This is a genomic window from Micromonospora sp. WMMD1082 (assembly GCF_029626175.1).
Classification (GTDB): Bacteria; Actinomycetota; Actinomycetes; order Mycobacteriales; family Micromonosporaceae; genus Micromonospora.
In genome coordinates, this window is the sequence record NZ_JARUBM010000002.1 from 1555972 (window position 1) to 1576361 (window position 20390).

At 63.1% G+C, this 20390-nt stretch carries 13 protein-coding genes and 2 pseudogenes; 9 read left to right on the forward strand and 6 right to left on the reverse strand.

What is annotated here, in order from left to right; translation table 11 throughout:
• Positions 1–62 precede the first annotated feature (62 nt).
• Positions 63–2501, reverse strand: a complete 2439-nt coding sequence (locus tag O7615_RS07370) for a DEAD/DEAH box helicase family protein (RefSeq protein ID WP_278176597.1) — start codon at positions 2499–2501, stop codon at positions 63–65.
• A complete protein-coding gene (locus O7615_RS07375; RefSeq protein WP_278176598.1) occupies positions 2498–4279 on the reverse strand; it encodes a site-specific DNA-methyltransferase in 1782 nt (593 codons plus the stop codon). The genes O7615_RS07370 and O7615_RS07375 overlap by 4 nt, the downstream gene beginning before the upstream one ends.
• Before the next feature lie 180 nt (positions 4280–4459).
• Here O7615_RS07375 and O7615_RS07380 point away from each other — a divergent pair, with 180 nt between their 5' ends.
• The 5 genes and pseudogenes from O7615_RS07380 (at position 4460) to O7615_RS07400 (ending at position 9564) form a co-directional block, all read left to right on the forward strand.
• Entirely contained in the window at positions 4460–5059 is a 600-nt protein-coding gene (locus tag O7615_RS07380) for a hypothetical protein (RefSeq protein ID WP_278176599.1), read from the forward strand.
• 997 nt (positions 5060–6056) lie between these two features.
• Positions 6057–7457 (forward strand): IS701 family transposase, encoded by a 1401-nt coding sequence (locus O7615_RS07385; RefSeq protein ID WP_278176600.1) that lies wholly within the window; start codon positions 6057–6059, stop codon positions 7455–7457.
• 260 nt (positions 7458–7717) lie between these two features.
• Positions 7718–8941, forward strand: coding sequence for a DNA adenine methylase (locus tag O7615_RS07390; RefSeq protein ID WP_278176601.1), 1224 nt, complete (start codon positions 7718–7720; stop codon positions 8939–8941).
• 309 nt (positions 8942–9250) lie between these two features.
• Positions 9251–9358, forward strand: a pseudogene (locus O7615_RS07395) (transcriptional regulator); the annotation flags it as partial.
• Entirely contained in the window at positions 9355–9564 is a 210-nt protein-coding gene (locus tag O7615_RS07400; protein ID WP_278176603.1) for a DUF397 domain-containing protein, read from the forward strand. The pseudogene O7615_RS07395 and the gene O7615_RS07400, both read left to right, overlap by 4 nt.
• 191 nt (positions 9565–9755) lie before the next feature.
• On the opposite strand, the gene O7615_RS07405 is transcribed toward O7615_RS07400, so the two are convergent.
• The 4 genes from O7615_RS07405 to O7615_RS07420 all read right to left on the reverse strand — a co-directional run bounded on the left by O7615_RS07405 (position 9756) and on the right by O7615_RS07420 (position 15332).
• Positions 9756–10130 (reverse strand): hypothetical protein, encoded by a 375-nt coding sequence (locus O7615_RS07405; protein WP_278176604.1) that lies wholly within the window; start codon positions 10128–10130, stop codon positions 9756–9758.
• Positions 10131–10152: 22 nt separating this feature from the next.
• Positions 10153–11487 (reverse strand): transcriptional regulator, encoded by a 1335-nt coding sequence (locus O7615_RS07410; RefSeq protein WP_278176605.1) that lies wholly within the window; start codon positions 11485–11487, stop codon positions 10153–10155.
• A gap of 969 nt (positions 11488–12456) precedes the next feature.
• Positions 12457–14493 (reverse strand): DGQHR domain-containing protein, encoded by a 2037-nt coding sequence (locus O7615_RS07415; protein ID WP_278176606.1) that lies wholly within the window; start codon positions 14491–14493, stop codon positions 12457–12459.
• Complete coding sequence (locus tag O7615_RS07420) at positions 14490–15332, reverse strand: helix-turn-helix transcriptional regulator (protein ID WP_278176607.1); 843 nt, start codon at positions 15330–15332, stop codon at positions 14490–14492. Before O7615_RS07420 ends, O7615_RS07415 begins: the two co-directional genes overlap by 4 nt.
• A gap of 512 nt (positions 15333–15844) precedes the next feature.
• On the opposite strand from O7615_RS07420, the gene O7615_RS07425 reads away from it, so the two are divergent.
• From O7615_RS07425 to O7615_RS07440, 4 genes and pseudogenes are all read left to right on the forward strand, one after another.
• Positions 15845–15979: an FxLD family lanthipeptide gene (locus tag O7615_RS07425; protein WP_016815038.1), complete on the forward strand. Its 135-nt coding sequence runs from the start codon at positions 15845–15847 to the stop codon at positions 15977–15979.
• A 111-nt stretch (positions 15980–16090) separates the two neighbouring features.
• Positions 16091–18121 (forward strand): annotated as a pseudogene (locus tag O7615_RS07430) (lantibiotic dehydratase family protein); the annotation flags it as partial.
• The gene (locus O7615_RS07435) at positions 18116–19117 is read left to right on the forward strand and encodes a thiopeptide-type bacteriocin biosynthesis protein (protein ID WP_278182005.1); all 1002 of its coding nucleotides are present in this window, start codon (positions 18116–18118) and stop codon (positions 19115–19117) included. The pseudogene O7615_RS07430 and the gene O7615_RS07435, both read left to right, overlap by 6 nt.
• Entirely contained in the window at positions 19114–20376 is a 1263-nt protein-coding gene (locus tag O7615_RS07440; protein WP_278176608.1) for a lanthionine synthetase C family protein, read from the forward strand. The genes O7615_RS07435 and O7615_RS07440 overlap by 4 nt, the downstream gene beginning before the upstream one ends.
• Positions 20377–20390: the final 14 nt, after the last annotated feature.

Sequence of the window (20390 nt, forward strand, 5' to 3'; positions counted from 1 at the left end):
AGCGCTGTGGTTGTGATCTCCACAAACCGCCTAAGGGCTCGACTCAGCGTCCGACCTCCACGTTAGTCCTCGGGTGGTGCAAGCGTCAGGATTGTCGCCCAATTGTTTGCTGACTGCCGCAGCACACTTTCGGTTACGAAGAGGTAGCGCCAAGTCGTCTCAACAGCGTCGGAGTCGTTTGCCGCCCGCGCCCAGCTCTCAGCCGACGCTTTGCGCCGGACCACATCCGCGCGATCTGCGTCGCGGTCGGACTTGCCTTCCACGACCCAGTGCACACCATCGGAATCAATGGCGATGAAGTCTGGAAAATAGCGTGTCCCATCGTCCATTTCAAGATATGCCTGATCCTGAGTCGAGATGCGCAGCCACCATCTAATCTGCGACGCCGCGTCGAGAATCCGCGCCAAACGCAACTCCGTCCTTTCGGCGTCAAAAGACGCTAGCGGAAGAATGCTCTTGACCCATCCGGAATAGAAACGACCTCTTAAAAACGGTTGGGAAGACGAGATCATCATGTGATCCGCCACATCAACCGGCATGGGTTGCAACGGGGGCGGGACATTTACAATCCGGAACCGGAACACGGCGTCCATGACACGCGAGGCGAAGCGGGAACGGATTAGCGATTCGAAGGCGAACGTCGCCGCCTGGGCACGCGCTTCGCCCCAATCAACCTGGTCGCCCGATGTCACGCCTGCGCCCTCTAGAAACTTGTCAACCACACGTTTAGCCGCATTGAACTCGGAGAGATTCCACTCGATGAGCGGAAGGTTCATAAGACGGTTAACAAGGTTATCGCGCACCTTGTCGACAGGCATAAAGTTCTGCGTGGCAACTTCGGACACCTCGGCTCGCCGAACGACTTGGACGTCGCCGTCAATCGTGTGCGTAGCGTCAAGCGCGTCCCGCCTAAGTGGGATGGCGATCTCGGTCATGAATCGTGCGCCTTCGCGCCGGGCGTCCTGGCTTGTTACATCCGACAACGTGAACCGTGACGGTCGGATCTCGCGTTCACGACGAGGGAATCTGATGGTAGGCGCGCCCGCGACAGGTTTTAGCACCTGATGTAGACGCTCGCGCTCGGTCTGAGCCTCGGCGTCGAGCGCATCCATTGAGGCCAGGATCATCGCCAGGCTGCCGTCGGTCTCCTCCCCGTTAATCACCTGCGGCGCGTTGGTCAACGGGAGCAATCCTTGAGTGGCCGCCGGCTCTGCCTCTGGTGTCGCGGCGTTGCTACCCGTGCGTCCAGCCGTGTCCTGTGGCGCGACGAGGACCTTTTCCAGGAGAACGTTCTTATTGGCTAACAATCGACGGTATGATTCGTGGGCGATCAGGTCAACGCTATCGAGCATGGGAACCCCCACGCGTCGCCCGTAGGGGAGCCTGAGCCCTCTACCGAGAATTTGCTCCGTTAGAGCCTCGGAGGCGAGCTTCCGCAGCGCAACGATTACGGAAATATTCTTGACATCCCACCCTTCCCGTAGCTTGTTCACGGAAACTACACATTGAATAGGGGAGTCTGGATTTTCGACTCTTTCCAGCGCCTTTAGGGCGTCGTCACTGGATTGGGATGTGATGACGAGTACGGCATTAGGATCCCCTATGAAACCATCCTCAGCAAGGATTGCGGCGGCGTCGTCTGCCTCTTCAATAGTTTGACAGACGACGAAAAGTACTGGGTTTACCAGTTGGTTTCCGCGCTCGGTGTGCCAATCGGTCATCACCTGAGCCTTGAGACGGCGGAGATGGCAGGCATCCGCTAACTGAGTTCGTACGCTATTGTGGCCGTCCTCGCGGTAGGCGATCACCGGGACCTTGACCAACTCGTCCGCGATGGCCTTCGCTAGGCTGTACCGGAAGATCACCTTTTGCTCATCGGCCGCGTCTGGTGTGGCGGTTAGCCCAACCAACGCGCGAGGGTGCAAGTCCCGGACAGCCGCCGAGAACGCCCTCGCTTGGGACCGATACACGTGGTGCTCGTCCGCGATCACCACCAGATCGTCGGCCTCTTGGAGATGGGAGTAGAGATCCGCGCCTATAAATTCATCGACCTCTCGAACCCGCCGCGAGGTGTTTGCGGTCGGACGAATCAGTTGCTGAACGTTGAAGACAAAGACCTTAAGGGCACTGCCGTCACGCAGCGCATCCCCCACCTGGCCGCGAGCAAAGTTCTCTGCTGTGACAAGCAAGGGGTTGGTTTCCATTCCAGGCACAAATTTGGCGTGCCCAGGCGTAAAGTTGGCAATGGTCTTTTCCTGGATCGTCCTTCCAGGTGTAACAATCAGAACGTTGGAGACGCCTTGCTCGCCGAGGTAGTCGATAAGCGCTGCGGTTATGTATGTCTTGCCGACACCTGTCGCCAGGTCAGCTACCACTTCGCGCCCGTCGCCAGGGGCGATGTGTTCGACGATGGTCTTCAACGCGTTGCGGTTTGGTATGCGCAGATCCATACGCGAGGCGATGTCGTCAACGAGCGCCTCGTCCGCTTCGATCCAGGTCATCGGGAAACTCGTCCTTTACGGATTAGGACGTCTCGCGGCGCCTTCTTGAGCTTCGATCCAGGACTGAGCTTGACTAGGGCCTCCGCTGCGTCTTCGGTCACGGCTTTGGCTACAAGGACCATTCGCTCCCCGTCGGCAAGGCGCGAAACGAGACCCGCTATGACCCCCTCGTCCGCCACTCCGTCGACTACGGCTAGGCGGGTCCGACCCTTACGTCCGGCGAAGGGGGGTGCATCTTCAACAGCGAAGCCGAGCTGGGCACACACAGCTTCCGCAAATCGGCCGTTAGTCGCCCACTCGGAGAGGAAGACGCGGCCCTCTCCAAATTCGTACATCGAAGGACCCACCTGGACGATCCGGAAACCGCCCCCACCGGACCAGCGGTTCACTACCTGTTTCTTTGACTGGACCATGTAGCGCAGGGCTCGGGCAACTGCCTCAAGTGTCGACACGGTTGGACCGCCGAGGTCATCGAATGCATTCGCATCCGCCATCTTCTTCACGACAGCGGCGGCGCGCCGCACTTCGTCGTATCCGACGCCGTCGGGAAGGGTGTTCTCGAACTCCTCGACGACCTCTTGAGTGATCCCGCTCGGATCCTCGCCATTTACTATTTTGGTCAGCCGCGGCTGGATGAAGGAAGTTAGATTGGATGGCAGCAGCTCAACCAAAATCCACTGTCGGTTCATCTTATGGGCAACTGCTGCGGTCGTCCCGGAGCCGCCAAAGCAGTCGAGAACTACGTCCCCTGGCTTAGTTGTAATTTCGATGATTCGTTCTATCAGCCGTTCCGGCTTTTGTGTGCTAAAGCCGTTCCGCTCCGCCTCTTGGCTGTTGAGGACCGGAATGTCCGTCCAAAGATCGCCCAGTGCGACCCCACCTGATTCATTCAGGTAGCGCTTGAACTGCGGCCACTGCCCGATCTTGCGAGGAAGCTGGACATACCCACATTCCAGTAAGAGGTCAAGCTTTTGTTGGGTCGTAGCATCGGGCGGAAGCCTATCGAGAACCCCGCTGGGATTGGGTGCCACCCAATGACGACCCTTCGCGCTCGGGTCCATGCCTTGCCAAGGTCGCCCGCTATGACCTTCTCGGATGCCGGGCGCCGTGAGGTCGCCTAACCGGTACTTACCTTTCGCATCGGAGCTAGAGTATTTTACTGACAAATACTCGTCGTCATAGGGCAGAAGTATCCGGTTGGGCTGCATCTCTGGCGACCGAGCGTAAAAGAGGATGACTTCATGAAGGGTCCCTAGACCACGAACTGCCGAGCTCTTTCCCGTAGTACGTTTCCAAACCACCGCATTGCGGAAGTTGTCTCGACCAAAGATCTCGTCCATCAGGGCGCGGCAGTATGCCGCTTCTGTATGATCCAAGTGAACCCAGACCGAGCCGTCTGGAGACAGGAGATCACGAATCAGAACAAGGCGCTCTCGCATCATCCCTAGCCAGATGGAGTGCTCAAGCGCGTCATCATAGTGAGCGAATGCCTGCCCAGTGTTGAACGGGGGGTCGATGTATACAAGTTTGACCTTGCCCCGGTATTTCGCCGCGTACTCCGGGATGTTCAACAAGGCCCGCAATGCGTGTGCGCTATCACCTTCAATCAATAGATTGTCGGCGGCTTCGCCGACGTCCCCGACCTCATGTAGAAGGCGTACTTCTGTGACTCGCGGATCATCGCGGGGAGCCCACTCATAGCCGCCATCGCCAGCGCCGATCAACGCCTTGTCTTTGTTTACCCATGTTAGGGCTAGCCGACCGGTAACGCTCGCCATCGTCTCCGCAGACTCCTTGCAGCATCTTGGCCCGGCCGAGCAGGGCATGCACGCCGAGGCCCCCAGGACTCTACCGGGCCACGAGAACCGGGGGCCACCAACCTCCTCCCCGGAACATCGCCTGCGGAGCCTACCGTGATGCTTGGCGGTCCGGGAGGCACGAGCGGCTACGCTCTCCGCATGAGCCGGGCCTATCTCCTCGTGTTGGGCGACCGAGACGGCATCGCATGGGTGCTCCGCGAGCAGCGGATGGCTTTCCCCGCCGGGTCCCGGGCGGAAGTCAGTGCACTCGCCGCGGGTGACGAGCTTTTTCTCTACGCCACGAGGGGAGCATGGCACAACCCCACCCGCGACCGTGGGCGGATCATCGGCCACGCGACTGTGGTTGGCGCCGTCCAGCTCCTTCGCCAGCCGCTCGAGCTAGCCGGCAGGGAGTTCCGCTCGGGCTGTCCGCTTCACATCGATGGCGCCGTGGTCTACCCGGGCGGTGTCGAGCTTGCTCCGCTCGTCGAAGAGCTGGATGCGTTCCCCAAGCCGCAGGCATGGAGCATCTACCTTCGTCGTCCGCTGCTGGCACTTTCTGCCGCCGACACGGCACTCCTCAGCGCGCGGCTCAACCCACTGCTGACTCCCCTGGCTCGCGCGGCGCCCACCTACCCGTCCAGATCGACGAACGGTGGGCCATCTGAGCCGAGTTCGGCCCCGGTAGTCGGTGGGGATGATCCTCCCCCGTCCCAGCGCATGATTGCATCCAGGGGTAACGCCGAGCCCAGGGGTTGAGCCAGCCAGCCTTCGAAGCCCGCCGCCATCCGCATTGAACGCTTGACCTTGTGACCGATCTGCCCGCCACGGGGAAGCAAATTCAGTCGGACGGGTCCCGCAGGGTCGCTGCTAGTAGCCCCGGCGAGCAGGTCACAGACGCACACATCCACGGACGGGCGAGCAGCTGGCCGAGTAGCCCAAGCTGGCGGCGTTGGACGCCGCCAGCTTCTTAGCTGGACCGCCATCCTGCGGGGTCGACCCGTAGTCGGACCGCCCTGCCTAATGGCCCCTTGGCGGCAACGGCCAGACACCGTCGATCACGACGAACGCGGTGTTGTCGCTGGTAGCAGCGCGTTCCCATGTTGTACGGGACCCGCCGGGGGCACCTCACAGAACTGCAAACGCGTACCGCGACCGGTCGATCGCTGATCGTTGAAGCCAGTTTCGCATTCGAGTAAACGGTTGAAGATGCCCCGGCCGAGCGGCCGGGGCATCTTCGTGTTGGCCTGATGCGCGAGCGTCCAACGCGCCCGGCTCGCGGCTACGCGCGTGTGGCCGGGGGCAGGGTAGGCCGCCTGGAGATCGAGGCACGCCTCACGGAGTTCGAGGATGTGGCGACTGCGGTCGGTCCGAAGCGACCGGACGCGGATGTGTGCTGGCGCCTGAGCTACCGCATTTGCGCGAGAGCGAACCAGCACCTGCGCGCGGCCGATGCGCGGCGACCGGGTGCGCCAGCTCGTCGGGCTCGACCCCCCTCCCGGCGTGCCCACATACCATTGTGACGAGGTCGCCGGCTCGGACACGGTGCACCCGCGAGCAGACACGAGCTTCGCCCGCAATAAGCGGATTCCGCACCTCGACGATCTCGATGTGTGGACCGGGTGTTGCGCATTCGCATTCGGCGTGACGGCTCGCTTCGTGGCTAGTACGGCAGCCGCCATTAGCAGTCTGACCTGCTGGGATGCGGCGGGGGTGGTGGCCATCATGGACGCAGCCGCCTGTTGATCATGTGTTTGTGAAGACAACAAGATCGAAGGCGGCTGCTGCTGCCAGCATAGAGGCTGCCCGGACGGCCCGGACCGCGGGTGAGCTGCTGGAGCGGTTGCGGTCGTGTTTCGTGCGTACGCAGACCTGGCAGCACGCGGGCCGGTACGTATCGGCGCTGGTCAGCGAGATCCCGAAGCGCAACGGGTGGACGATCGCGCAGCAGGCCGGGGACCGCACGCCGGATCGCACCCAGAGGCTGCTGAACCGGGCGGTGTGGGACGGGCACGCGGCGATGAGTCAGGTGCGCCGCTTCGTCGTAACCGGCCTGGACGCTGTGGCCGGGCGCCGCACGCGCCGGGGGCTGCGGATCGCCGCCCTGGACGAGACCGGCCAGGCCAAGCAGGGCACGGCGACGTGCGGGGTTAAACGGCAGTACATGGGCTGCGCCGGCCGGCTCGCGAACGGGATCAACACGGTGCACCTGGCGTATGCACGCGAACGTGTCGGACACGCGCTGATCGCCGCCCGGCAGTGGATCCCGGCCGAGCACCTCGCAGACGCGGGCACCACGGCGAGGATGGGCATCGCCGAGACGGTGACGTTCCGGACCAAAGGACAGTTGGCCATCGACATCTGCACCGACGCCTACGCTGACGGTGTCACCTTCGACTTCGCCTGCGGCGACGAGGTCTACGGCAACTGCACCCCGCTACGCGAGTTCTTCGAAGACCGGCAGCAGGCCTACGTACTGCGCGTCGCCTCGACCTTCATGCTCACCCTGAACCCGGAAACCCGCATGACCTGCGCCAAGGCCGTCGCCCTGCTCGCCGCCGACAAACGCCGGTGGCAGGTCCGCTCGGCTGGTACCGGCTCGAAGGGACAACGCTGGTACGCGTGGGCATGGATCGCGACCGACTCACCCCGGCACTACCTCCTGGTCCGCCGTCACCTCAACAGCGGTGAACTGGCCTTCCACTACTGCTACGTCCCGCAAGGCCAACCGTTGACCCTGGCCCGGCTCGTCCGGGCAGCCGGGCTGCGCTGGCCGGTCGAGGAAACATTCGAGTTCAGCAAGGATTCCTTCGGCCTCGATCAATGCCAAGCCTGCCTCCACACCGCGATCATCCGGCACACCGTGCTGGTCATGACCGCCCCGGCCATCTGCGCGATCGCCGCCGCTCGCCTCAAAACCAGGACCGACACCCAAGCCCCGCCACCAGACACACCCGATCAGCGGCCACCCACCGAACCAGGCATGATCCCGCTGACCATCCCCGAGACCGCACGCCTGCTCGCCACAACCTGGCACCGGCCGAAACCCGCCGACCACGACACCCACTGGCGCAACTGGCGACGCCGCCACCAAGCCCGAGCACGCTGGCACCACCAACGAACCCGACTCGGGCGAGAGTATGCCCTGCTCAACTAGCAAATGGCGGCTGCCGTACTAGAAGCTTGCGGGTACAACCCACCGATCCGCCAAAATCACCAAGAGCAAACTGCGGAGCGAGCGCGGCGAACGCCGCCCTTGGGCGACCCACCGTCACCGACCAGAGCACGAGAACGCGTGCCCACCATCGGGGAAAATGAGCGCGTAGGGTTGCTAGAGATCCATCCTGGACGGTACAGTACTGCACCTATTGCGCCCAATACGCTACGTGCTCATTCAGTGTCAAGATGTAGCCACCAATGAGCGCCCTGGAGGCTGTCGCAATGCCGGTCCGGTACATGGGCACGAAACGGTACCTTGCTGCGGATGTTAGGACGGCGATCGAGTCAGTGACGCCATCAGGGTCGGTTGTTGATCTATTCTCAGGTATAGGTGCAGTCGCCTCGGCGCTCTCACCGGACCACCACGTCATTACAAACGATGCCCTTAGCTTCACTACAGTATTAGCCCGAGCACGCTTCTGCCGCGGCCGTCGAACTGAATTTGCTCACCTACTGCCCAGCATACGGCTTCGCTACCGCGAAAGAGAGCAAGAACTGGAGACAGCTCACGAATCGGTACTCGCCAGAGAGTCCGTCGCACTGAAAGCCGACTGGAAGACGCTTGCAACATTCATGGCGAATTATCCGCATGTTGGCATAAGTAGCGACGCTAGGTGTATGGCAAGGATTTGTGCCGTAGCGGACACACGCGAGAAGTACAGTCTAGCTACTTTGTACTTTGCGGCTGGCTATTTCAGCGTCCGTCAGTCGATCCAGATCGACTCACTGCGATACGCAATCGACCAGGAGGCGCCATGCAGTGTCGACTGGGATTGGATGATCGCAGCTTGGCTCAGCGCTGCGGCGACCGTCATGAACGCGCCAGGCCACACAGCTCAATACCTACGAGTTTCGGGCGAGCTCTCACAGACAAGAGTTCGGCGAGCATGGTCGAGAGACATCTGGGCGGTGTTTACCGACCGCATAATAGACATGACGCAAGAGGGCACGCAAAAGTGGCGGGAAGGCAATATGTCCTGCAACGCTGATGCCCTGAAAATAATCTCATCTGACGCACTAGATGGTGTAGGAGTGGTCTACGCAGACCCGCCGTACACGAAAGATCACTACTCGCGCTATTATCACGTCTATGAAACTCTGTATCGCTATGACTACCCAGCTTCAACTGGCGCTGGCCGGTACCGGAATGATCGATTCGTCACCGACTTCTCCGTAAAAACCAAGGTACAAAGCGCTTTCGAGGCGCTCGCATCCGGAGTCAGAGCTAGGGGTATACCTCTAGTCCTCTCTTATCCTGATAATGGACTCCTCAGTCTCGCCGGCGTGAACCTCCTTGACTTGCTAACGTCTCATTTTACGTCTGTCACACTAAAAAGCCGCCCGCATAGCCACTCCACTCTTGGAGCATCCGGCGGAGAGCAGAAGAAGCGAGCGGTGGAGAATATCTATGTTTGCTCCTGATGGGCGGCGCTTCCGATCCGCGATAATATTGAACAGTAGTCGATTGCCGGAAGGTCGAAGGAATGCGGTGCGCGGTGCTTTGGCTATGTGGGCACGGCGACTGAGGAATTGTTCGCTATTAGGAAGCGCTGATGTGACCCGTGTCTGACGCCAACGACTTCTTGCAGAATCCAAGAGCTATCGCCCGGGAAGCTCGGCTACGCCTCTTGCCCAACTCGTATGTGACCGTATCTCGCAAAGACGTGCAGTCTTACGAGGAGCGAGGGTGGGCAGTTGAATCATACGGACAGCGATCCGCGCGGATGCGCCTACGCCTCCCTGTACGAGCGCCTGCGATCCGCAGCCCTCAGCCCCGCCGACAGCCTCGACTTCCTCGCCAGCGTGGCGGAGGAACTGCCCGACTACACCAGGAGATGACCATGCACCCCGAGAAGTTCACCAACTGGCGGAAGTCCAGCCGCTCCGGCGGTGGCGACAACTGCATCGAGGTCGCCTTCGCGCTCGACGGCACCGTGGGCATGCGGGATTCGAAGGACCGGACGGGACCAGTGCTGGGGTTCACCCGGGGTGAGTGGACGGCGTTCACTGACGGCATCCGCGAAGGTGATTTTGACGCACACTGAGATGCTCCTCGTCGGCGCGCCCGGGAAGCCGGGCGCGCCGCGCAAGACCTGGGAGTGTCACCGCTTGCAGGCGCAGTTCATGCTGGCCGGCGTAGTGCCCTGTCCGCCAATCTCGCGCCGGCTCGGAAGAAGCCGGACTCCGATGCGAGCATCAAGTGGGAGTTGCGCGCTCCTGTCGATTTGTGCTCAGCTCAGCGCATCGAGACCAACGTCTGCTCGATGTGTTCGAAGATGTCCGAGTCCGTCTCCTGCTGCCACTCTGGCATGTCTGACCAGTCGGCCACGTAGGAAGCCTTCGGGCTGGGAAAGTGTTTGAAGATCTGCGCAATCCAGCACAGGGCGACGAAGCGTCCTTTCTGTTCACGGGTCAGCTTCGCGGTTGCGCCGTCGGCGGCCTCGATGAACTGGCGGACCTGCTCATAGACTGCGGCGGCACTGTCCCGTTCCCATTCGGGCGTATCATCCCAGGGCGTCACGTAGCCCGGCTTCGGTTCGCCGGGGTAGTGCTTACGGACTCCCGCGATCCACGCCTCCCGGAACACGCGCCCTGGTTCTTCGACCTGCACGCTGGTCCTCCCTCTGGTCGTGTCAGTTCCCTGCCCTTATCAGGGCATTGATCTGGCTGTTGAGATGCCGCACGTGAGTGTCAGCAAGGAACGGCTGCAAGTGGTGGTGTAGTCGGTTGAGTTTGGAGCCGACCACGCCGGAGCCGCTTTGGCGGGCAGTATCGAGGGCGGCGCTGCCGTAGAGCACGATCTGGTGTACGTCGTTACGGTGAACTCCGACCAAGGCGAGGTCTGTCAGGACGGTTCCGCGTCGTCGTGTGGAGAGGCTTTGCGACAGAGCGCCGGACAGCACAGGTTCGGCCAGGTCTGGGCGCCTCAACTCGACGTAGCAGGCCCCGCGTTCCTCGGCGAGCCGGGAGCCGTCGAAGCGCAACCATCCGCCGTTGTGAACCCGGCCGGGCAGGCGGTTGACCTCTTCGGCTTGGTCGAGCGCCCGCCGGCATCCGCTGAGGTCGCCGAGGCCCGCGAGAGCCTGCGCCTGCACGGTTCGTGCCCAGTGCCGGGTCGACAGCGCGCTGTCCCCGTTCTGGGCCAGGCCGGTGGCAACGTCCAGCATCGGTGCGGCGTGCCGGAAGTCGCGCTCGTAGACGCTGATGAAGGCGTGACGGATCATCGCGCACGCCCAAAGATCGTAGGCAGCGGCTTCTCGGGCGGCGGTCGCTGCCAGCGTGTAGCAGTGCGCGGCCTCGCCGTACGCGTTCGCGTCAAAGGCGACCTCGCCGGCGAGCTGGAGGAGGTCGGCGGTGACCTGGCAGAGCCTACGATGCACGGGTGTCGTGTGGGAGCGGCGTAGGTTGGCCGTGAGTGTCGTCAGCTGACGGTTGACCAGCGGTGATACTGCTGCCTTGGACTCGGCTGCGCCGAAGGCCGCCCACAGCTGGGCGTTCAGTCCCTCGTACTCGTCAAGGGTCGCTGGGTCTAGTCGCCTGTTCCCGTCGCTGGAGGATTCGATGCGCGCCAAGTCGAGCTGGCTTCCCGGGACGGGCGCGGCCAACAGCGCACCTGTCAGGCTCAGCAGGCGTAGCAACTGACGGCGGTTCATGTCGCCAGTGTCCGTGATCTCCCTGCCGGTCAGCGACTCGCCAGTATGATCATCATCAGCGGTGAGCCTCTCGCCAGGGGGCATCTGGTGCACAACGGGATCGGAATGGCGTTGGCCACGGGTGATGTAGAAGCCTAGGTCAGCGTCCCGCGATGCCTTCAGCACCGCCCGGAACGCCTCCCGGGTTGTGGGCTTGGGCCAGCGGTGTTCTCCTCGCTCAAGCTTCCCGACGTGGTTGGCGTCCATGCTGGTTCTCGTGCCGTAGGTGTCCCACAGGTAGTTGTTGACCGCCTCGGCGACCTCCTGCCGGGACATCCGTCGGCCTGAACCGCTCGGGGATAGAAGCCGGCGGCGGGCGTCGCTGAGCAGCGTGTTGGGGCCATCTGCCGCACCTGACTTCGGTGCCAACCCATCACCGCCCGTCGAAGCTCGCTGGTAGCCCTCTCGGGCGGCCCTGTAAGAACACTGCCACCTCATCCCTGGTCTGCTGGACCTCGGCGTCCGTTTGCCGAACGAGGCGACCCGACGGTCCGGTTTGCCGGAATGCCACGCCAGCATGCCAGCGTAGGCACCTGATCACAAGACACATCGTCCTATGGAACGTAGTCCAACCAGTAACGCCGATGGCCGAGGGGACCTCCGGACCGGCCTCTCACACGTAGAAGGCATATCGCGATTCCGGCTGGAAGGTCTCGCAGGATCGCGCCAACCTCCTTAGCGCACCGGGAGGGCGACTGGGATCCTTTCGGCAGTCCGGGCAGAGTTCCAGTTCATCCTGCTCAACAGCAGGACCTCACGGAGGAGTTCTCCGGGTGGCTGACTCGCCGATGTGGTCGGTGCTCTAGGCGGACGCCAGTCGACGCGGCCAGGTTGACTAGGTCATGCTTGTAGCCGTTGAGGGCGTCCTGGAACCGGGAAAGTTCCTCGGGGAAGAATCGACTGCTTGTGTACGACGCCGGCGGGGCGGGCGCTGCATGGTCTGCGTGTACCGCTCGATAACGTGAGCGACCAGGCGGGCGGCCTCGCCGGTGGGAGGGTCGGGCCACTTCCCGTCCCAGGTCAACGGATTGCCCCGCAGCATGAACGCGTCGCTGTTCTCGGCGAACGCTTGCGCGACGCTGGTCCGCATGGCGGAATTCTCGCCATGGGGGCGGTAGAGTTGTTCAACCGACGGCAGTGAGTCATCGAAACATTTAAGCTAGTCGAGTAGTCTGCTTTGTGTTGTCGATCTATCCAGCACGGCCTGCCGTGTGGTGCGGACGGACGAGCGGGGCGGTTCTGACCCTAGATGTCGTCTTCGCCTTCCTCCCTCAAGAGCCATCCCGTCACCTCAACCAAGAATTCGTACTCGCTCGGCTTGACTGTGTATGTGTGGAAATTCTGATTCCGAATTCTGTTCAGTTCGTTCATCCAGCTGGATCTGGACCGCCAGCTTGCTTTCGGGCGCCCTTCGCCGGGAAGCGTGTATCGCTTGGCGAAGAGCTCCAGCCATAAATCTTGGCTTTGCGTCATGATAGTGCAGTAATCAATGATATGGAGGCAGTCCCATGGCCCAACCTGCTTGTCAGGCGGAAGGTCGACATTCTTCTGAGCCGCCATGGTCATTGAGGATTCGCGGACTTTGCGTGGCACGCCTAGGGCAAACCAATTTATCTTTCCAAATTTCTCCTGCAACTTGCGTTTTATGTCTTCATTTAAGAACGTTTCGATTTCGCGTATCATCTTAAATGATTCCGTATTAAAAGTCTTAGCCTCGTCCTCAAGGAACGCACTCAGGCCGGGCGGGTCGAAGTCCGGGTGCCTTTTCTGTATAGCCCGCTGGAGCCGTCGCCAGTACCTGGTGGTACCACCGGAACCGTACATTCGCCGATACTCTGCCGCTTGCTCGACCCCCAGTGACTCCACGTATTCAACGATCGCATCAAGATATGCGCTCGACTGACGGTACACATCTTCGGCTGGGGTGATGCGAGGATCAATCGCGCCTTGCAGGATTAAGTGGTCGACAATATCGCTGAAAATCTTCAACAAAGACTCGATGCCTGGGTTGATGAAGACAAATCCGCCTTCAGCGCCGCCCAGCGTCCACTGCGCAAATAGCTTATCCCGAAGATGCCGGAAGCATCTTTCAAGGAATGGGACAAGTAACGCGAACGTCGCGTCGTTTGTGCCCATGTAGAACGTGCCACTGTCTTTGACGCTCGACTTGTTGAAGGACCCGACAAAACTACCGCGGGTTAGGCCATTACTGATCGCCTCAATTGTCAGACAGCGGATGGGCGACCGAGTATTCTCGCCTATTATGACCCTGCCGTAGAGGGGAGATGACTTGGACTCGCCAAGATGCTGGGCAACGCGAAGTTTGAGCGCCCTGCTCCTTTGGCGAAGGTCGTCTGAATCCCATAGCAGGTCGGCGTTTAGAGTATTGCGCAAGTTCTTAGGAACCGCCTGCTGGTTCTCATTAATTTGCATAAAAAGCCGGATCTGTTCCGACCTCGGCAAGTTCACAAAAGCCACGACTGGGATCAGTTCCGATACCGCTCGATCAGAGTTGGCATATCCGTACAGTCTGTGCTGACCGTCGATCACAAAAGCTGAACGATACGTCTGTGGTAGGTGCAGGACACCCATCACAGGCCCATCCCCTGCCTTCGTAGCCGGATCAAACCTCGGGGATCTCCCTGTCTCCATATTCAAGATTATTGAATTCGGGAAAAACCCTCCGGCGTCAACGAACCTAGACACATCCTGAAGCCTTGAACGTCTTATCAACCGCTGATAGGTGGGCATTAGATCGCTGTTGGCCCTATTCCGATGCAGTACATAGGCGATCTTTAACAGTCGGTCAGGCTCGATTGCGAAAAAGTAGTATGTAATCCCGCCCATCTTTCCTCGCAGGGCATGAACCTCCGAGTCTAAACCTTGTATACGCTGCCCCGCGAACAGGTTGCCCAATAGCTGGAATCGGGCCGCTTTGCCGAGATGCTCCGCCAAAGACAGGAAGTAGCTAATCGCCTCTTCGTCCATGTGTATGATGTCGGCGTCTTCGAGAGACGATTGCGCGTTAGGCATCAAGGCAATGTTCTTAGTAGCGAGAATAATTTTTGCTTTTCTTCCGGGAAAAATTCGTCGCAGTGCCCGAAGGGTTTCGACTCGAACGTCGCGAAGGGCGTGTATCTCAGCCCTCAGTTGGGATGACCGGACTTCTCTGGCAGAAACACATTGTACGACCAGCACCGTTTCGTCATCGGCAGCAAGAATCGAAAATCGGGCCTCTCCGCGTTGATCTAGATCAATGCAGAACTCTTCACCGACGTTCATGGTGCCAAATTGCAAGCGAGCAAAAGTTGCCCATACCCGGTCGCGGAAGGCAACACTGTCCGGCTTAAGCAGTTGGCAGCCTCGTCCGGGTCGGTGAGGACGAAGTCGCTGGTGATGGTGTCGACCGCGACGACCACTGGATCGCTTGGGTCGGGGTATCGGTAGCTGAAGTACGACGACCGGGGTACCGCGTTGCCAGCGATTCGCGCCGTCAGCCGCAGTACTTGAATGGTGGTCTTCTGCTTCTCGTGACCGACGTAGATCAGGTGGTCAAGCTGTGCGCGGACGACCTCCGGCGGTGCGGCGTGCCGGCGGATTGCGAGCTCATCGATGATCACTTCGTAGGTGGGTCCGCCGGGCCTGTCAAGGACCCGTTGCCGGGCAGCTCGGGCTTCCAGTGCTCGCTCCACCGTGAATCTCCGGGGGTAGGCAGCACGATCTGCCACCGCGCGGACCTCGGTGTACGCCGGGATCTGCAACAGGCCCGGCAGCAGGGTGATGTGGTACTCGGCGATGTGCTCAGCACCGGCTTCCAGGTCCGCGTAGAGGGCCTGGCGTGGTCCCATCTCGACGCGGAACTTCTCCCACCAGCCGTTCTCCTGGGACTCCCGAGCAATAGCCATGATCTCTGCCCACCGCTGCTCGTCAACCCGAAAGTGGTCGAGGATTCGCATGATCTCGTCTTGATCTGGTCGGACTCTCGCGTTTTCCAAACGGCTCAGTTTCTGCTTGGCGATTCTTGTCTCTTTGCAGAGCCGCTCGGCGGAGTAGCCGTGTTCCTCTCGTAGTCGCACGAGTTCGGTAGCGAGCCGGCGGCGACGGACATATGGACTGATCACCGATACCTCCGGCGAGAGACGCGAACAGCCCGGCGATCCACCCTGGACCCCGGTGACGAGAGCCTAATGCTTGTTCTGCCGATCACTGCCAGCGCCGATCTGCTTTCCGTATAGAAACCCCTGGTCAACCGTGCGGCGACCGGTAGGTCTCCCCCCAACTTTCCCCATTGGTCGGTGTTCCGGGGGCTGCGCAAGAACCGCGATCGTGGAAGCACAACAAGCGATGTGTATACGGCTTGAAGTGGGGTCACGTGGCGACAGTTTCGCGGCGGACCCCCACGTCCGAGGTGCGGGAGGAGCGGCATGGACGCCACGAGCGCTGATCGCCATCCGGCATAACTGGGGCTCCTGCCCGCTGTCGCTGCCAGGGAGGGCGTGGCGGCGGGCAGGCCGAACGTCGCGAGTTCTCTTGGGGCTTCGTTCCAGGAAGGCGGATCGATCCGCCAGCCAACGTGCCGGTAGCTGCGGGGGCTACCTGCCCACCCATCATCCCAGTCCCATTGGAGGTTGCCATGAACAGCCTGCTCGCCGTCAGCAACGACCCGTTCGAGCTCGACGTGCAGATCGTCACGGAGGGTCCGGTCGCCGCCGCCCTGCTGGCCGACACGGACGACGGCTGCGACACCGTGAAGGGCAGCGACTGCTGACCGAACACCCCCGCTGGTTCCGGCAGGCGATCCCCCGATGCCTGCCGGAACCAGCACCCCCATCCAGCCATGTCCCTGGAGGAGCGCCTCGTGACGGAAGGAGGACGACTCATGTTTCGGTCGGTCGATGCCGCGACGATCCGCATTGCCGCTCACTCATGGCCCGACGGCCCAGCGCCTTGGCCGGAGCGGAGCGACGCCTCCGGTATCGCGAACTGGTTGCAAGCGACGTGGCGGAAGGTCGGCCTGGCCGAGGCTATCTGGGCCGCCAGCCCCGAGTTCGCTGCTCGCGTAGAAGCGGTCCTCGCCACCGGGAGCGCTACTCCGGACCGAGGGTGGCGGATGGCGCTGGCGCTGGCGCGGTACCTGGTCCGTGCGCAGCGGCGTGCGACGCCCTTCGGGTTGTTCTCGGGGGTGGCGACCCTGCGGTTCGACACGGTGGCTGCGGTGGTGCCGGCAGGGCGGCCCGCGATCCGGGTACGGCCGGACGCGAGTTGGCTCGCGTCCCTGATTGCGCGCCTGGAAGCTGAGCCCAACGTGCGCCGCCGTCTGCCCGTGCAGGCGAACAACCTGGCGCCGGTGACCGGGCCTCGGATCGTCGTGGCGCGCCGACCGCATGCCTCTGCACGTGCGGAGTCGACCTCGGTCAGGAACACCAAAGCGGTACGGCTGGCGCTTTCGCTCGCCCATTCCCCGTTGCCGTGGGCTGAGCTGGTCGACACGGTCGCTGCTGCGTTTCCAGGCTTCCCACGCGGGTCCGCTGACGCGATGGTTGCCGGCCTGGTGGACCACGGCGTGTTGATCTCCGCTCTCCGACCACCATCGACGTGCACAGACTCGATCAGGCATGTCCTGGACACCATCGATGCGATGTTCGACGGTGCTCCTGAGGGACAGCGAGCCCTTCGGGCCGAACTGCGCTCGCTGCATGGTCGTCTCGGTGGTATCAGCGCGGGGAGCACGACGTACCTTCGTGGGCTCGCCGACGATATGCGCAGCGTGGCACCGGCCACCCAGCCGCTCGCGGTGGACCTTCAGCTCGCGGATCAGGTCGCCCTGCCGGAGCAGCTCGCCGCCGAGATCGCCGCTTCGGTGGAGGTGTTACGACGGCTGACGCCGGATCCGGCGGGGCGGCCCGAGTGGTGTGCGTACCGTGCCCGGTTCGTCGACCGTTACGGGATGACGGCTGTGGTGCCGCTCGCTCGGCTGGTAGATCCGCTCGTCGGGTTGGGCTTCCCAGCACACTTCGCCACTGTGGCCGATGCGCCGGTGGCTCTGCTGTCCGACCGTGACAAGCGTCTGCTCGCGATGGCTCAGCAGGCGGTGATCGATGGTGCTCGTGAGGTGGTTCTCGATGACGCGGCCGTCGAATGGCTCGCCGGCACTGGCCGGGTCACCGGGCCTGTCAGCCCTCACGTCGACGTTTCGGCAGAGGTCCGCGCGGTCTCGCTGGAGGCGCTGACACAGGGACGGTTCACTGTCGCGCTGACCGGCATGGGCCGCTCGGCGATGGCGACGAGCGGGCGCTTCCTCGACAGGCTGCCCTACGCCGACCGGGAGTTGATGTGCCGGGAGTTCGCCCGCCTTCCGGTCGCGGTGGCCGGGGCCATGCCGGCGTAACTGAGCTTCCCGCCGCGCAAGCTACACAGCCAGAACGTGCTCAACTCCCGGCAGGTACTGCCGTGGCTGGTCAGCCTGGCCGAGCACCGGCCCGTGGCCGAGAACGTGATTGGCCTCGACGACCTCGGTGTGACCGCCGGCCGGGATCGGCTGGTGCTGGTGTCGATGTCGCGGCGGCGGGTGGTGGAGCCGACAGTGGGGCACGCGGCTGCCGTACACACGATGCCGTTGCTCGGCCGGTTTCTCCTGGAGTTGCCGCGAGCCACGGATGCCCGGCTGAAACCGTTCGACTGGGGTGCGGCTTCATGCTTGCCGTTTCGACCCGCGCTGAGGTACGACCGTGTCCTCCTGGTGGCGGCCCGGTGGCGCGTCGATCCGACGTCCCTGCCCGGTGCGGACGCCGGCGATGGCGAATGGTTGTCGGCCTGGGAGGCGCTGCGGACGAGGCTGCGGCTGCCGGCATGGGTGCAGGTCGGCAACGGTGACCAGCGGCTTCGGCTCAACCTCGATCAGTCCATGGATCGTGCCCTGCTGCGTGCCCACCTGGACGCCAGCGCCGGACCGGTAACCGTGGTGGACGCGGCGAGCCCGGAGGATTTCGGTTGGCTCTCCGGCCGCGCCCACGAGATCGTCGTGCCAGTCGCCTCGACGGTTGCACCCGCTGCCGCGCCGGCTGCGGGCGCACGAGGCGCATGGCCTTCGCCCGTTCCCCCCGAGCCGGTCATACCGGGTGCCACTGGCCTGCTGTCCGCTTCGGTAGCCGTCGATCCTTCGACGATGGAGCTGGTCTTGACGCGAGGGCTGCCCGCGCTGCTCGCCGACTGGCCCGAGCCGCCGCTGTGGTGGTTCGTGCGTATCCAACGCCCCACCCCGCATCTTCGACTACGACTGCACACCGATGACTACGGCGACGCGGCGGTACGGGTCGGGCGGTGGGTCGCCGGGCTCCGACAGCAGCGCCTTGCCGGCGATTGGAGCCTGGACACCTACCATCCCGAGTCCGGTCGGTACGGCTGTGGCACCGTGCTGGCAGCGGCCGAGGAACTCTTCGCCGCCGACTCCACCGCAGCCCTGGCGCAGCTGGTTGCGCAGCCCGCGTCTGGGATCGATCGGCAGGCACTGACCGCCCTGAGCATGGTCGACCTGGCCGTCTCGATGCTCGGCAGCCGCACCAACGGATGCGAGTGGCTGGTGGCGCGCCCCGAGCAGACCGGGCAGGCACCGGTCCAGCGAGACGTGCTGCGTCAAGCAGTCACCCTCAACCCGGGCGAACTTCCGGAGCCCATCCAGCATGCGTGGCAGGAACGCTCCACGGCCGCAACCCGGTACGCCGCCGAACTGTCCGCCGTCGCCGGCCCGCTCACCCCCGCCTCGGTGCTCGCGTCGCTGATACACCTGCACGTCGTTCGCGCTCTCGGCCCGGACGAAGACGCCGAACAGCTCACGTATCGGTTAGCCCGCCATGTCGCGCTGGCGGCGGTGCGCCGCCGGGTGCGCGCCGAAGGAGCGTCCCGATGACCGAAACACTGATGAGGACTCCGTTACTGCGGGCGGCCGAGGCGATGGCCGCGTGCATCACCGACACCCTTACCGAGCCGCCGCCCCCGGATTTCGCAGCGGACGACTATGGGCCACGTAGTACCCGCTGGTACGCCCAGTCGCTGTCCCGGGGTGCCGCCGGGGTGGCACTCCTGCACGGAGTGCGAGCGCAAACGGGACACGGTGGGTGGGAACCGGTCCATGAATGGCTGCGACGCGCGACCGCTGACCCGCTGAACAACGGCAGCGGAGCCGGACTCTGGTTCGGCGCACCCGCTGTCACCCACGCGCTGACCATGGCCATGCCGCACTCCCGCCCGGCAGCCCTGGACGCGCTTGATCATGCCCTCGACGATCTGGTGGAACGCCGCCTGGTCGCTGCCACGGCACGCCTCGCGGCGCGTACCCGGCCCTCGCTGTCGGAGTTCGATCTCGTACGAGGGCTGACCGGCCTGGGAGCCCACCTGCTGCGCCGCGCCCCGGACGGACATCTGCTCCGGCGGGTACTGGCGTACCTGGTCCGGCTCACCGAGCCGGCGCAGACCGACGACGCCGCAGGTCGACTCGCGCCGGGGTGGTGGAGCGCAGACCCCGCCGACCGCGAAGGTTCGGAGCAGGGTGGGCATGCCAACGTCGGCATGGCGCACGGCATCGCCGGCCCTTTGGCTCTCCTGGCGCTGGCAATGCGGCAGGACATTCGGGTACCGGGGCACGCGGAGGCGATTCGCCGGATCTGCGCGTGGCTCGACTGCTGGCAGCAGGCAAGCCCTGCGGGTCCATGGTGGCCGGAGAAGATCACCCTCGCGGAGTTGCACGCCGGGAGGCCCTCCATGGGCGGACCGGCGCGGCCGTCCTGGTGCTACGGCACCCCTGGAGTCGCCCGCGCCCAGCAGTTGGCCGGGATCGCTCTCGACGACGCCGCCCGGCAAGAGGCGGCGGAAGAGGCCCTGACCTTCTGCCTGGCCGATCCCCGCCAACTCAGCCGGATCGTCGATCCGTCGCTGTGTCACGGCTGGGCAGGGCTTGCCGCTACGGCCTGGTCTGCCGCCGCCGACGCCCGCACCACCAGCCTCCAGGAACAGCTACCCCAGATCGTGCGCCTGCTGATCCAGCACGCCACGGACACCACCCCGACACGATCCGGCTTGATCACCGGCCCCGCCGGAATCGCCCTCACCCTGCACACCGTCGCGACCGGCACCGACTTCCGCTGGGCCACCAGCCTGCTGATCAAATAGACACGGAGAGCGTT